This window comes from Variovorax sp. M-6 (genome assembly GCF_052114385.1).
Classification (GTDB): Bacteria; Pseudomonadota; Gammaproteobacteria; order Burkholderiales; family Burkholderiaceae_C; genus Variovorax.
This window is the reverse complement of record NZ_JBFREQ010000046.1, coordinates 1-13,752: the sequence shown is the minus strand read 5'-3', so window position 1 is coordinate 13,752 and position 13,752 is coordinate 1. Positions and strand designations below refer to the sequence as shown.

The 13,752-nt window shown below is 71.4% G+C and carries 8 protein-coding genes; 2 read left to right on the top strand and 6 right to left on the bottom strand.

All coding sequences use genetic code 11. The features are described from left to right. Nucleotides 1-8 precede the first annotated feature (8 nt). The 6 genes from AB4Z46_RS32010 to AB4Z46_RS31985 form a co-directional block, all read right to left on the bottom strand. Nucleotides 9-887, bottom strand: a complete 879-nt coding sequence (locus AB4Z46_RS32010) for a MaoC/PaaZ C-terminal domain-containing protein (protein ID WP_442287596.1) — start codon at nt 885-887, stop codon at nt 9-11. 4 nt (nt 888-891) lie between these two features. After that, nucleotides 892-1,884, bottom strand: a complete 993-nt coding sequence (locus AB4Z46_RS32005) for a tripartite tricarboxylate transporter substrate binding protein (RefSeq protein ID WP_442287595.1) — start codon at nt 1,882-1,884, stop codon at nt 892-894. A gap of 38 nt (nt 1,885-1,922) precedes the next feature. Continuing rightward, nucleotides 1,923-2,303, bottom strand: coding sequence for a Zn-ribbon domain-containing OB-fold protein (locus AB4Z46_RS32000; RefSeq protein WP_442287594.1), 381 nt, complete (start codon nt 2,301-2,303; stop codon nt 1,923-1,925). Then, the gene (locus tag AB4Z46_RS31995) at nt 2,303-3,454 is read right to left on the bottom strand and encodes a thiolase family protein (protein ID WP_442287593.1); all 1,152 of its coding nucleotides are present in this window, start codon (nt 3,452-3,454) and stop codon (nt 2,303-2,305) included. Before AB4Z46_RS31995 ends, AB4Z46_RS32000 begins: the two co-directional genes overlap by 1 nt. Beyond that, the gene (locus AB4Z46_RS31990; protein ID WP_442287592.1) at nt 3,454-4,305 is read right to left on the bottom strand and encodes an IclR family transcriptional regulator; all 852 of its coding nucleotides are present in this window, start codon (nt 4,303-4,305) and stop codon (nt 3,454-3,456) included. The genes AB4Z46_RS31995 and AB4Z46_RS31990 overlap by 1 nt, the downstream gene beginning before the upstream one ends. A 108-nt stretch (nt 4,306-4,413) precedes the next feature. Further along, a complete protein-coding gene (locus AB4Z46_RS31985; RefSeq protein ID WP_442287616.1) occupies nt 4,414-6,828 on the bottom strand; it encodes a DNA internalization-related competence protein ComEC/Rec2 in 2,415 nt (804 codons plus the stop codon). A 166-nt stretch (nt 6,829-6,994) separates the two neighbouring features. On the opposite strand from AB4Z46_RS31985, the gene AB4Z46_RS31980 reads away from it, so the two are divergent. Both AB4Z46_RS31980 and AB4Z46_RS31975 read left to right on the top strand, forming a co-directional pair. Next, a complete protein-coding gene (locus tag AB4Z46_RS31980; protein ID WP_442287591.1) occupies nt 6,995-10,489 on the top strand; it encodes a transglutaminase family protein in 3,495 nt (1,164 codons plus the stop codon). Nucleotides 10,490-10,601: 112 nt separating this feature from the next. Beyond that, entirely contained in the window at nt 10,602-13,313 is a 2,712-nt protein-coding gene (locus tag AB4Z46_RS31975) for a circularly permuted type 2 ATP-grasp protein (protein WP_442287590.1), read from the top strand. Nucleotides 13,314-13,752: the final 439 nt, after the last annotated feature.

Below are 13,752 nucleotides of genomic sequence, written 5' to 3'. Positions count from 1 at the left end.
GAGAGAACCTAGGCCTGGACCCGCGCGTGGCCGTGGTCGAGGACGACCCGTTCGCGCGCCGGCACGCGGGCCTGGAAGCGCACATCGCCGCCTTCGAGCCACAGCGCGACGCGCAGCGTCTCGCCCGGGAACACGGGCGCCGAGAAGCGCGCGAACAGGCTCAGCAGGCGGGCCGGGTCGTGGCCGCAGCAGTGCGCCAGCACCGCGTGGCCGACGATGCCCCAGGTGCACAGGCCATGAAGGATCGGCCGCTCGAAGCCCGCGGCGCGCGCGACCTCGGGATCCGAATGCAGCGGGTTGCCGTCGGCGCACAGCCGGTAGAGCAAGGCCTGCTGCGGCAGCGTCGGAATGTCGACCACCTGGTCGGGCGAGCGCGAGGGCACCGGCGCGGATGCCGGCGGCGACGCGTCCCCCGGCGCGGCCTCGGTCGCGAAGCCGCCGTTGCCGCGCGCGAAGGTGGTGTGCGTCACGGTCGCGAGCGGCGCGCCGCTGGCCTGGTCGAAGAGGTCCTTGTCGTAGGTGACCGTGGCGCCCCGCCCCGGCCCCTTGTCGACGATGCGGGTCACGCGGTGGCGTGCCACGACCGTGCCCGCCGCCGGCAGCGGCCGATGCCAGACGACCTGTTCCTCGCCGTGCACGATCTGCGTGAAGTCGATGCCGGTGGCCGGATCCTGCATCCAGGAACCCGGATAGCCGAGCACCACCGCCAGGGTCGGCAAGGCCAGCGGGGTGCCGGCCGCGGTGTCGTTGACGAAGCGCAACTGCGCGGGGTCCGTGGGGTCGGCGCCGACGCCGAGCGCCAAGGCATAGCGCATCGTGTCCTCGGCCGTGTAGCGATGAACGACGTCGGCAAAGGGCCAACGCCTCAGGCGTGCGGGATCGATCACGGCGTCAATCCAACGTCGCACCGGAGGCCTTGACCACCTTGGCCCATTTGTCGACCTCGGCCTGCAGGAAGCCGCCGAAAGCCGCGGGCGTGTTCCAGCTCGCGGCGAAACCCTGGGCCTCGAACTTGTCCTTGACCTCGGGCAGCGCCAGCGCCTTCCTGAGTTCGGCATTGAGCCGCGCCACGACCTCGGGCGGCGTGCCGGCCGGCGCCAGCAGCCCGTTCCACGCGATGGCCTCGTAGCCCGGCAGGCCGGATTCGGCCACGGTGGGCAGATCGGGCGCCACCGGCGAGCGCTTCGGACTGGTCACGGCGAGCGCCTTGAGCTTGCCGCTCTTCACATGCGGCATGGCCGACAGCATGGTGTCGAACATCAGCTGCGTCTGGCCCGCGATCACGTCGGTCAATGCCGGCGCGCTGCCCTTGTAAGGGATGTGCTTCATCTTCACGCCGGCCATCGAGTCGAACAGCTCGGCCGCCAGATGGGTCGACTGGCCGTTGCCCGAGGAGGCGAAATTCAGCTCGCCGGGCCTGGCCTTGGCGAGCGCGATCAGCTCCGCCACATTGTTCGCGGGCAGGGCCGGATTGGCGACGATCACCAGCGGCCCGCTGGTGAGCTGCGACACCGGCGCGAAGTCCTTCAGCAACTGGTAGCCGAGATTCTTGAACAGCGAAGGATTGATGGCGTGCGCCGTGGTCGCGACCACCAGCGTATAGCCGTCGGGCGCGCTGTGCGCCACCAGCTCGGCCCCGGGATTGCCGCCGGCGCCGGCGCGGTTGTCGACGATGAACTGCTGGCCGGTCTGCTCCGAGAGCTTCTGCGCCACCACGCGCGCCACGATGTCGGTCGGGCCGCCCGGCGGATACGGCACGACCAGCTTCACCGGCTTGGCCGGATAACCCTGCGCCTGGGCCGCCGCAGCGGACGCCAGGCACAGCGCGGCCCCCAGCACCAGGAGCCGCTCCCGGGCAAGGAAGAATCGAAGGAAGGAATGCATGCCGTGTCTCCTGCTCTTTTGTGATCGAAGAAAGCCGCTCAGGCGCGCTCGGGCTCGAAGCGCACCAGCACCCGGCCCTGGTGCGCGAAGAAGGTCGCCGAGACGCGCTCGCCGATGCGCACGCCGGCCGCGGCATGGGCCATCAGGCGCGGGCCCTCGTCGAGCACGACCAGCACCAGCGTGTACGGCACGAGGGCGCGGAAGGCATCGGACGGTGCACGCGACACCACCGTCACGGCATGCACGGTCGCACGGCCGCAGGCGTCCCGCCAGGCCAGCCGCGTGCCGCCGCAGTTCGCGCAGGCGTAGCGCGCCAAAGTCTGCGGGCTGCCGCAGTCGCCGCAGGACTGGAATCGCAGCACCTGCCGCGCCAGGCCTTCGACGAAGGGCGCGGCGAGTGCGCCTTGCGATTCGTTCATCACGCGCTCTCCCGCGAAAGAATCAGGCTCACGTGCGAAGACATCACGCCCCCGTCGGCATGCACGAAGGCGTGCCTTGGCGGGCGCAGCTGGCGCTCGCCGGCCTGCCCCGTCATCTGCCGGAAGATCTCGACCACGTGCGCCATGCCGCCGGCGACGCCGCAATGGCCGAAGGAGAGCAGTCCGCCATGGGTGTTGAGCGGCAGCGGCCCATCGGCGCGAAAGTCGCCGTGGCGCACGCGCCCGGCCGCCCCGCCACGGGGCGCGAAGCCGATCTCCTCGAGCAGCATGGCCAGGGTGATCGTGAAGGAGTCATAGATGCCGAGGCAGTCGATGTCGCCTCGGCCCAGACCCGCCTCGTCGAAGGCGCGCGAGGCCGCCTCGGAGGCGCCGCATTGCATGACGTCGGCCATGGCGCTCAGGTGCTGGTGGCGGTGCGCCTGCCCGGCGCCCGCCAACGCCACGCGGGACTCGCCACGCGGTGCGGCCGACACCACCAGGGCCATGGCGCCGTCGGAGATCGGGCAGCAGTCGAGCAGCTTGAGCGGCGCCGCGATCGGCTTGGACGCGAGCACCTCGGCCAGCGAGATCGGGGTCCGCAGATGGGCTTCCGGATGGCTGGCCGCATGGTCGCGCATCAGCACGGCCAGCTCGGCGAGGTCGGCTTCGCGGGTGCCGGTCTCGTGCATGTAGCGCGATGCGAGCAGGCCGTAATAGGCCGGTACCGAGGCGCCGTTGGGGAGTTCGAAGTCGGCATCGCCGACCTGCGCCAGCGTCTGGATCGAGCTGTCGCGTGACTGGCCGCTCAGGCGGTTCTCGCCCGCCACCACCAGCAGGTTGCGGCAGCGCCCGGCGCGCACCAGCTCGCGCGCCAGCATCAGCATCGCGGCACCCGAGGCGCCGCCCAGCTGCAGGCTGTGGGCATAGGCCGGACGCAGCGCGAAGCGCTCGCAGAACAGCGTCGACAGCATCAGGTGCGGCAAGGTGGTCGCATAGCCGCACAACACGCCGTCGATGTCGGCGCGCTGCAGCCGGGCCGTGTCGAGCGCCTGCTGCGCGGCCCGGGCCATCAGGTCGATGGCGCCCAGCCCTTCGTGACGGCCGAAGGCGGTGCTGCCCGCACCCACGAGGTAGGCGACGGTTGCGGCCATCAGTGGACCCTGGCGCGCCGGCTGGCACTGCGGGTGGCCATGGCGCTCTGGTGCGCGGCCCCGCTCCAGAGCACTTCGCAGGTCGCGCACTCGCGCCGCAGCGCCTTCGCCAGCTCGGCCTCGCGCGAGGTGATGCGGTCGTTGAGCGCCGCGATGCTGATCGCCGCGACCGGTCTTCCGTCGGCGCCGAGGATCGGCACCGCAATGCCGCCCATGCGCTCGACCACGACGTCGAGCAGCACCGCGTAGCCGCGCTCGCGCGCCTCCATGGCCCGCGCCTCGAGCAGCTTCGGCGTGATGCGCGGGTAGCGCTCGAGCTGTGGGGCGATGACGGCCAGCGCGGCCTTGCGTTCGCCTTCGGGCATCCAGGCCAGCAAGGCCAGGCTGCCGGCGCCCACGCCGAGCGGGCGCCGGCTGCCGATCGAGAGGTAGTTGGCACGGATCGGAAAGCGCCCTTCCTCGACGTCCACGCACAGCGACTCGATGCCGCTCGGGATCGACAGGATCACGCTGTCCTCGAAGGTGCCGGTGAGGCGCAGCAGGCTGGGGCGCACCAGCGGGCGCGGGTCGAAGCGCGCCAGCGCCGCCGCACCCAGCACCAGCAGTTCGGCACCGAGGCTGTAGTGCTTGGTCTCGGCATCGCGCACCACGAAGCCGTCGCGCATCAGCACCTCGATGAGGCGCAGCACGGTGGTCTTGTCGAGGCCGGTGGCCAGCGCGATGTCGGTCAGCCGTGCGACGCCCGGGTCGGACAGGGCCCGCAGGATGCGGCAGGCGCGCTCGACCGACGAGGTCGGCTCGGTGGCGCTGTTCGCGAGCACGGAAGGGACGGAGCGGGGACGGACGGCCATCGTATGTCTGTGTTTCGTTCTGCGGAACCTGTATGTCTGGCATTCATTGAAGGCCCAGCGCTTTCTATCGTCAAGCGAAAGACAAAAAGTTGCGATGAACGAAACTTTTCAAGGGGAAACCCCGATGACTGGCGTTCGCGGCACGGCGTGATGCCAATAGCGCGCCTGCCGTTCGCGCTCGCAGGCCAGATGCTCCGGCCGCGTGCTGGACCAGGTCGCGGCGCCACATCGCGGCGACTCGGCCAGCGTGATCCCGCGCTCCCGGTAACGCGCCACCACCTCCGCGGCCGGATGCCCGAAGCGGTTGCGCCAGCCGGCCTGGACCAGCGCGATGCGCGGCCGTACCGCATCGAGCAGCAGCGCGGTCGACGAGGTCTTGCTGCCGTGGTGAGGCACCAGCAGCACATCGGCGCGCAGGTCCGGCGTGCGCACCACCAGCGCGGCCTCCTGCAGGCGCTCGATGTCGCCGGCCAGCAGGGCCGTCGCGCGGCCGTTGCCGATGCGCAGCACGCACGAGATGGCGTTGGGCCTTGGCTTGACGAAAGCGGCGTAGTCGTCGCCCTGCGGATGCAGCACCTCGAAATCGACGCCGTCCCAGCGCCAGCGCTGGCCGGCCTCGCAGCGCCGGGCCGGGCGCACGGCCTGCAGCGGGTGCTCGGCCTCGATCGAGCTCAGCAGCGTCGCCTGCGGCTGCATGGCGAGCACCGCGGGCGCGCCGCCCACGTGGTCGCTGTCGCGATGGCTCAGCACCACGGTATCCAGCCGCTCGCCGAGCGCCCGCAGCAGCGGCACCAGCACCCGCTGGCCGGCGTCGCTGTCGAGGCTGTAGCGCGGGCCCGTGTCGTACAGCAGGCTGTGCGTGGCGGTGCGCACCAGCACGGCGTTGCCCTGGCCGATGTCGGCCGCCAGCAGTTCGAACTCGCCCGCGGCGGGCCGCGGCGCCTGCCACAGCAGCGCCGGCAGCAGCAGCGGCACCCCCAGCAGGCGCAGCGAGCCCGGCAGCCGCATCGCCAGCAAGGTGCCGCCCAGCACGCCCGCCATCGCCATCCAGAGCGGCGGCGCCGGCATCGACAAGGTCGCGAACGGCAGGCCGGCGAGCCACTCCAGCACCCACGACAGGACCTGCACCGACCATCCGGCGGCGTGCCACAACGGTGCGGCAACGACGCCGAGCATGGCCAGCGGCGTCACGACCAGCGTGACCCAGGGGATCGCGACGGCATTGGCCAGCAGGCCGACGGCCGAGACCTGCTGAAACAGCAGCAGCGTGAGCGGCGTCAGCGCCAGCGTCACGACCCACTGCTCGCGCAGCATCCGCAGCAGGCGCGCGGCAAGGCCTGACGGCGCGCCGGCGGGCGCCGCGCCGTCGGCGGCGAACAGCACGCCCACGGCGACGAAGCTCAGCCAGAAGCCCGCCTGCATCAGGGCCCAGGGATCGGCCGCGACCACGACCGCGCAAGCCAACAGCCAGACGAAGGGCCAGGGCCAGCGCCGGCCCGTCAGGCGGAGCAGCCCGATGGCCGCGAGCATCAGCACGGTGCGCTGCGAAGGCACGCCCCAGCCGCTGAACACGGCATAGAGCGTGGCGAGCAGTACGCCCCCGACCAGCGCGGCGTGCTGCGCCGGCCAGCGCAGCATCAGGCGGCCGCTGCGGCGCCACAGGGCACCGACGAGCGCAGTGGCGAGCCAGGCGAACATCGTGATATGGAGGCCGGAGATCGACATCAGGTGGGCCACGCCGGTGGCACGGAAGACGTCCCAGTCCGTGCGCTCGATCGCGTTCTGGTCGCCCGTGATGAGCGCCGCGACCACGCCGGCCCGGCGCGGGTCGTCGACACGTTCGAAGACCGCATCGCGCACCGTCTCGCGCAGGCGCTCGACCGGATGGCGCCAGCTCGGGCCCAGGCGCTCGGGCGCGGGATCGCGGACGCCGGCGCGCACCTGGCCGGTCGCATGCTCGCCCTGCTCCCACAGGCGAAGCTCATGATCGAAACCGTGCGGGTTGAGGCTGCCGTGCGGCGCCCGCAGCCGCACCGCCAGTCGCCAGCGCTCGCCGGCGTGCAGCGCGCCCGGCTTGACGGTCTCCTCGGCCGGACGCGCCCACGGGCCCGTGGACGCGTCGTACCAGCCCAGCGAGACGCGGGACGGCACTTGCGGCGGCAGGCTGTCGGCATCCGCCGCACTGGCCCAGCGCGCCGACTCGACCTCGAAGGAAAACCGGATCGCGCCGCCGCCGAGTTGGGGCATGTTCGCGATCCGGCCCTCCACCAGCAGGTCGCGCCCCTCGACGGCCGGCGACAAGGCGCCGGCCGAATAGGCCGCGGCGCGCCAGCCCGCCGAGCCGCCTCCGGCCATCGCGCTCAGCAGCAGCGCCATCGGCAGCCACAGCGCCGATGGCCCGCGCAGCGCTCGAAGCCCCAGCCAGCCGGCCGCGGCCAGCGCGAGCAGGCCCGCATAGAACGCCCAGTGCCACAGCGCCGCCTGCTGCAGTTGCAGCACAGCGCCGAGCACCGAACCCGCCATCGCGGCGAAGACCGCCAGGGCGCGCGCCCGCCGCCCGGCCGTCACGAGACGACTCCCGATGTCATTTGCAATTCACTCCCTTGCGCACTTCTTTGGCGCGCAAATTGCTTTCTGTGTCGGCTAGTATGCGACTCACCCCGAGGCATCCTCGACGCACCGAGAAACAATGTCCATCCACGCCGCCCTCCACCACGTCACCCACTACAAGTACGACCGTCCGGTGCAACTCGGGCCCCAGGTGGTCCGCCTGCGTCCGGCGCCGCATTGCCGCAGCAACGTGATCTCGTACTCGCTGCGGGTCGAGCCCGAAGAGCACTTCGTCAACTGGCAGCAGGACCCGTTCGCGAACTACCAGGCGCGGCTGGTGTTCCCCGAGAAGACGCGCGAGTTCAAGGTCACGGTCGACCTCGTGGTCGAGATGGCGGTCTACAACCCCTTCGATTTCTTCCTCGAGCCGCAGGCCGAGAACTTCCCCTTCAAGTACACCGAGGCGCAGGCGCAGGAGCTCGCGCCCTACCTGGTGGCCGACGAGGCCACGCCGCTGGTGCAGGCCTACCTCGAGAAGATCGAGCGCAAGGAACAGCGCACCATCGACTTCCTGGTCGGCATCAACCAGCAGGTGCAGCAGGACGTCAACTACCTGATCCGCATGGAGCCGGGCGTGCAGACACCCGAGGAGACGCTGACCAACGGCTCGGGCTCGTGCCGCGACTCCGGCTGGCTGCTGGTGCAGTTGCTGCGCCACTGCGGACTGGCGGCGCGCTTCGTGTCGGGCTATCTGATCCAGCTCACGCCCGACGTCAAGGCGCTCGACGGCCCGAGCGGCACCACGGTCGACTTCACCGACCTGCATGCCTGGTGCGAGGTCTACCTGCCGGGTGCGGGCTGGATCGGACTCGATGCCACCTCGGGCCTGCTGGCCGGCGAAGGCCACATCCCGCTGGCCTGCACGCCGACGCCTTCGAGCGCCGCACCGATCGAGGGCGCGGTCGACGAAGCCGAGGTCGAGTTCGGCCACGAGATGAAGGTCACGCGCATCCACGAGTCGCCGCGCGTCACCAAGCCCTACACAGACGCGCAATGGGCCGAGGTGCTGGCGCTGGGCGATGCGGTCGACAAGTGCCTGAAGGCCGGCGACGTGCGCCTCACGATGGGCGGCGAGCCGACCTACGTGGCCACCAGCGACCGCGACGCCGCCGAATGGAACACCGACGCGCTCGGCCCGACCAAGCGCGGCTACGCGACCGAACTGGTGCACAAGCTGCGCGCCGAGTACGGCCAGGGCGGCTTCCTGCACTTCGGCCAGGGCAAGTGGTACCCGGGCGAGCAGCTGCCGCGCTGGGCGCTGTCGATCTTCTGGCGCGCCGACGGCCAGACGCTGTGGCACAACCCGGCGCTCTTCGCCGACGAACGCACGCCCACGCACTACACCAGCGAGGATGCGCGCCGCTTCACCACGGAGCTCGCGCACCGCCTGGGCCTGACCGAGCGCTACATCCAGCCCGGCTACGAGGACGTGTACTACTACCTCTGGCGCGAGCGCCGGCTGCCGGTCAACGTCGACCCTTTCGACTCCAGGCTCGACGACGAGATGGAGCGCGTCCGTTTGCGACGCGTGTTCACGCAGAAGCTCGATGCCGTGATCGGCTACATGCTGCCGATCGAGGCCGGCAACGCCGACACCGATGCGCCCGCGCTCGCGGGTCCGGGCTGGAAGACCGGCCCCTGGTTCCTGCGCGACGACCGCATGTACCTGATCCCGGGCGATTCGCCGATGGGCTACAGGCTGCCGCTCGACTCGCAGCCCTGGGCTAGCAAGGGCGACTACCCCTACCTGGTCGAGCGCGACCCGACCGCGCCGCGCGGCAGCCTGCCGGCGGCGGCCGACTACCGGGCGCGCTACGCGGGCGCGCCGACCGGCGCGGATGCCGATCGCGGTGCCGTGCCCTATGCCTTCGGCGCGCCCGAAGCGGCGCCGGCAGGGCTGCGCATGCAGGCGCCGGGCGCTGGCCCCCGCCCGACGGCGGACGCCGCCATCGACCCGACCACGCCGCGCCAGCCGCGGCGCGGCGAGTCGGCCCACTGGATCACCCGCAGCGCGCTGTGCGTCGAGGTGCGCGACCCGCGCCGCGCCAACGGACCGGCGGCCGAGAAGCTCGGCGACGCCTCGGGCGTGCTCTATGTCTTCATGCCGCCGCTGGCGCGGCTGGAGGACTACCTCGACCTGGTCGCCGCGATCGAAGCCACGGCCGAACAGCTCGGCGTGAAGATCGTGATGGAGGGCTATCCGCCGCCGCGCGATCCGCGCCTCAAGATGCTGCAGGTCACGCCCGACCCCGGCGTCATCGAAGTCAACATCCATCCCGCGCACAACTGGCGCGAGCTGGTCGAGCACACCGAGTTTCTCTACAACGCCGCGTTCGAGACCCGCCTGTCGGCCGAGAAGTTCATGACCGACGGCCGCCACACCGGCACCGGCGGYGGCAACCACTTCGTGATGGGCGGCGCCGTGCCCGCCGACAGCCCCTTCCTGCGCCGGCCCGAGTTGCTCGCCAGCCTGCTGCTCTACTGGCACAACCATCCGTCGCTGAGCTACCTGTTCTCGGGCATGTTCATCGGCCCGACCAGCCAGGCGCCGCGCGTGGACGAAGCGCGCAACGACCAGGTCTACGAGCTCGAGATCGCGCTCAAGGAAATTGCCCGCAACCGCGAGATCCACGGCCAGAACATGCCGGCCTGGCTGGTCGACCGCACCTTGCGCAACATCCTGGTCGACGTCACCGGCAACACCCACCGCAGCGAGTTCTGCATCGACAAGCTCTACTCGCCCGACTCCAGCACCGGGCGGCTGGGCCTGCTCGAGCTGCGCGCCTTCGAGATGCCGCCGCATGCGCGCATGAGCATCGCGCAGCAATTGCTGCTGCGCGCCTTCATCGCCCGCTTCTGGGATGCGCCGTACCAGGCGCCGGCCACGCGCTGGGGCACCGAGCTGCACGACCGTTTCCTGCTGCCGACCTTCGTCAAGATGGACTTCGACGACGTGATCAGCGAGATGCGCCAGGCCGGCTTCGCCTTCGATCCGAACTGGTTCGCGCCGCACTTCGAGTTCCGCTTCCCGCTGGTCGGCCAGGTGCAGGCCATGGGCGTCGAGCTGTCGCTGCGCAACGCGCTCGAACCCTGGCACGTGATGGGCGAGGAAGGCTCGGCCGGCGGCACCGTGCGCTATGTCGACTCCTCGCTCGAGCGCATCGAGGTGCGCGTCACCGGCCTCAACGAGAGCCGCTACGTCATCACCGTCAACGGCCGCGCGCTGCCGCTGCAGCCCACCGGCACCGTCGGCGAGTTCGTGGCGGGCGTGCGCTACAAGGCCTGGAATCCGCCCTCGGCGCTGCATCCGAGCATCGGTGCGCATGCGCCGTTGACTTTCGACATCGTCGACACCTGGATGAAGCGCTCGCTCGGCGGTTGCCAGTACTTCGTGGCGCACCCGGGCGGCCGCAACTACGACACCTTCCCGGTCAACGCCTACGAGGCCGAAAGCCGGCGCCACTCGCGCTTCTCGCGCATGGGCCACACGCCCGGTCTGATGAGCACGCCGCCTACGACCATCGAGCTGGCAGGCAGCCGCGAGTTCCCCTTCACGCTCGACCTGAGACGCTAAGACCAGGAACACCGCGGAACCGGCTTCGCCGGGCCGCTGGTGTTGCCCCCGGTAGGGGGTGGGCGCCCGACACGAAGTGCGGGCAACCTGGGGGCGAGTGACAATCCCTACCGTGGACCCACAGAACGAATCCCTCTTCGACGCCCAGGCGCTGGAAGCGCCTGCCGCACTCGCGGCCGCACTCGCCCCCCCGGCCGCGCCGGGCCATTTCGACGAGCTGCGCGGCGCCGCCACACCGCAGGACGCGTCGCGTCCGGGGGCGCCCTCTTCGCAGCCGGCGCCGCTCTACGAAGCCTCGTCCGTCCCGCCCGCCGCGCCGGCCGCCGGACACGACGACGATGCCGACCGGCGCGAACAGGTGCCGCTGGCCCCGGCCTGGGCCGACTTCTTCGAGCACCTGGGCCCGGGCGGCTTCGACGACCTGCCGCGGCGCGCCGTCAGCCTCGAACGCCAGATCCGCGACAACGGCGTCACCTACAACGTCTACGCCGATGCCGACGGTCCGCAGCGGCCCTGGTCGCTCGACCTGTTCCCGCTGATCGTCTCGTCCGAGAGCTGGGCCCAGATCGAGGCCGGCGTCCAGCAGCGCGTGCGCGTGCTCGACCGGGTGATGGCCGACGTCTACGGCCCGCAGCAGCTGCTGGCCGAGGGCCTGCTGCCGCCGGCGCTGGTCCAGGGCCACCCGGGCTACCTGCGGGCCATGCACGGCGTGCGGCCGCCCGGCGACACCTGGCTGCACATCGCGGCCTTCGATCTCGCGCGCGGGCCCGACGGCAACTGGTGGGTGGTCTCGCAGCGTACCCAGGCGCCCTCGGGCCTGGGCTATCTGCTCGAGAACCGGCTCGCGATCGCGCGCCAGTTCCCGCTGGCCTTCGAGAACCTGCAGGTGCAGCGCGTGGCCGCCACCTACAACGCCATGATGGAGGGCCTGCAGCGCATGTGTCCGGCCGGCCAGCCGCCGCACATCGCGCTGCTGACGCCCGGCCCCTACAACGAGACCTACTTCGAGCACGCCTACCTGGCGCGCTACCTCGGCATCACGCTGGTCGAGGGCAGCGACCTCACGGTGCGCGACCAGCGCCTGTACCTCAAGACGCTGCAAGGCCTCCGACCGGTGCACGGGCTGGTCAAGCGGCTCGACGACCAGTACCTCGACCCGCTCGAGCTGCGCCCCGATTCCACGCTCGGCGTGCCGGGCCTGCTGCAGGCGATCCGCGCCGGCAACGTGCTGGTGGCCAACATGCCCGGCTCGGCCTTTCTGGAGTCGCCCGCGCTGCTGGGCTTCCTGCCCGCGCTGGCGCGCCGCCTGATCGGAGAGAAGCTGCGGCTGCCGGCCCTGCCCACTTGGTGGTGCGGCGAACGCGCCGCGATGGAAGCCGTGCTGCCGCAGCTGGCCGACTGCGCGATCAAGTCCACCTACCCCGACATCGACTCGCACACCAGCTTCGATGCCGTGCTCGGCCACCACATGGGGCGGCGCGAACTCGACGAATGGGCCGGCCGGATCGTGCGCCAGGGCGAGGCCCACACGGTGCAAAGCTACCTGCCGCTGTCGCAGATGCCGACCTGGACGCAGGACCTGGGCCGCGGCCACATCGCGCAGCGCTCGGTGCTGCTGCGCGTGTTCGCGGTCAGCGACGGACCGCGCTCGTGGCGCGTGCTTCCGGGCGGCCTCGCGCGGCTGGCCGGACGCGACGCCCAGATCGCCTCGATGCAGCGCGGCGGCAGCAGCGCCGACGTCTGGGTGCGCACCGAGGGCGAAGTCGACCGCACCACGCTGCTGCAGCCGCACGCGACGCCGGCCTCGCTGGCGCGGCACCGGGCCCCGGTCACCAGCCGGGCGGCCGAGAACATGTTCTGGCTCGGCCGCTACACCGAGCGGGCCGAGAACGCGGTGCGCCTGGCGCGGCTCACCATCGACCTGCTCGGCGGCGAGAACCACTCCGCCCGCGCGCTGCTGATCTGGCTGCACAGGCTGGCGCTGCGCAATGCGCTGGTGCCGCCCGAGGTGCCGAGCCTGCCGAAGTCAAGGCGCGTGTTCGAGCGGGCGCTGATCGCCGAGATGGGCAACGTCGACAAGGGCGGCAGCGTGGGCTACAGCCTGCGCTGCATTCGCCAGGCGGCTGCCGCGGTGCGCGAGCGGCTGTCGCAGGACCACTGGAACCAGATCGTGCGCGCCGAGACCGACTTCCTGCGCCACGGCGCCGAGCAGGCCGACGAGAACTCCGAGGGCGGCTACGCCACCGGTACCGCGCTGCGCCTGCTCGAGTCGGCCAGCAGCGCGTTGTCGGCGATGACCGGCGCCCAGACCGACCGCATGACGCGCGACGACGCCTGGCGGCTGCTGTCGATCGGCCGCCACATCGAGCGCCTGGGTTTCCTGTCGAGCGCGCTGGCGGCCGGCTTCGAGACCGGCTCGGTGCACGAGGTCAGCGGCTTCGAGGCCATGGTGGCGCTGTTCGACAGCACCATCACCTTCCATGCGCGCTACCAGCAGCGGCGCGATGTCGCCACGCTGGTCGACCTGCTGGTGCTGGACGGAGACAACCCACGCTCGCTGGCCTGGGTCGCTCAGACCCTGCGCAAGCGCATCGCCAAGCTCGCGGGCAGCGCGCCCGACAAGCTCACCGCCCTGTCCTACGACCTGCCCGACCCCGACAGCTGGACCCTCGAGGGCCTTTGCGATCCGGGCCTCGACCAGCGGTACCCGGCGCTGGTGCAACTGTTCGCCGCCTGTGAGACGGCCGCCTACCGTGTGTCGGATGCGATCGGTACGCGCTATTTCACCCTGACTTCCGAGTCCCTGCGCTCGGTCGGAGCGTAGGTTCGCGCGGAAGCGTATGCGAAGGCGGCTTTTGTCGCGAGGTGCGTGAGTGCGTGAGTGCGGCGGCGGCGGGCGGTATGCCCCGGGCCGGCCGACGTCACCGGCCGCTGCGCGGCTGCCCTGCGCTGCTCGCGACAGGCGGGGTCCGCGCAAACTCGCTCCACTGCGTTGCGCTCAAACACGCGCGGCCCTTTTTCCGCCTGCCGCTGCGCTGCTCGGCGGTGCCTCAACGGCCGGCCCGGGGCATACCGCCCACCGCCGTGGACAGGTTGGGGTTGCATTGCAACGCTGGAAGCGCAGGGGCGGCTCGCACACCCCTGAGCCCGGCATGCGGTGCGGGACCGGCGATCCCCTCTGCGCCGCTGAGGAGCGCAGCTTCAGGCGGAAGAAGGGCCGCGCGTGTTTGAGCGAAGCGAGTTTGCGCGGACCCCGCCTGAAG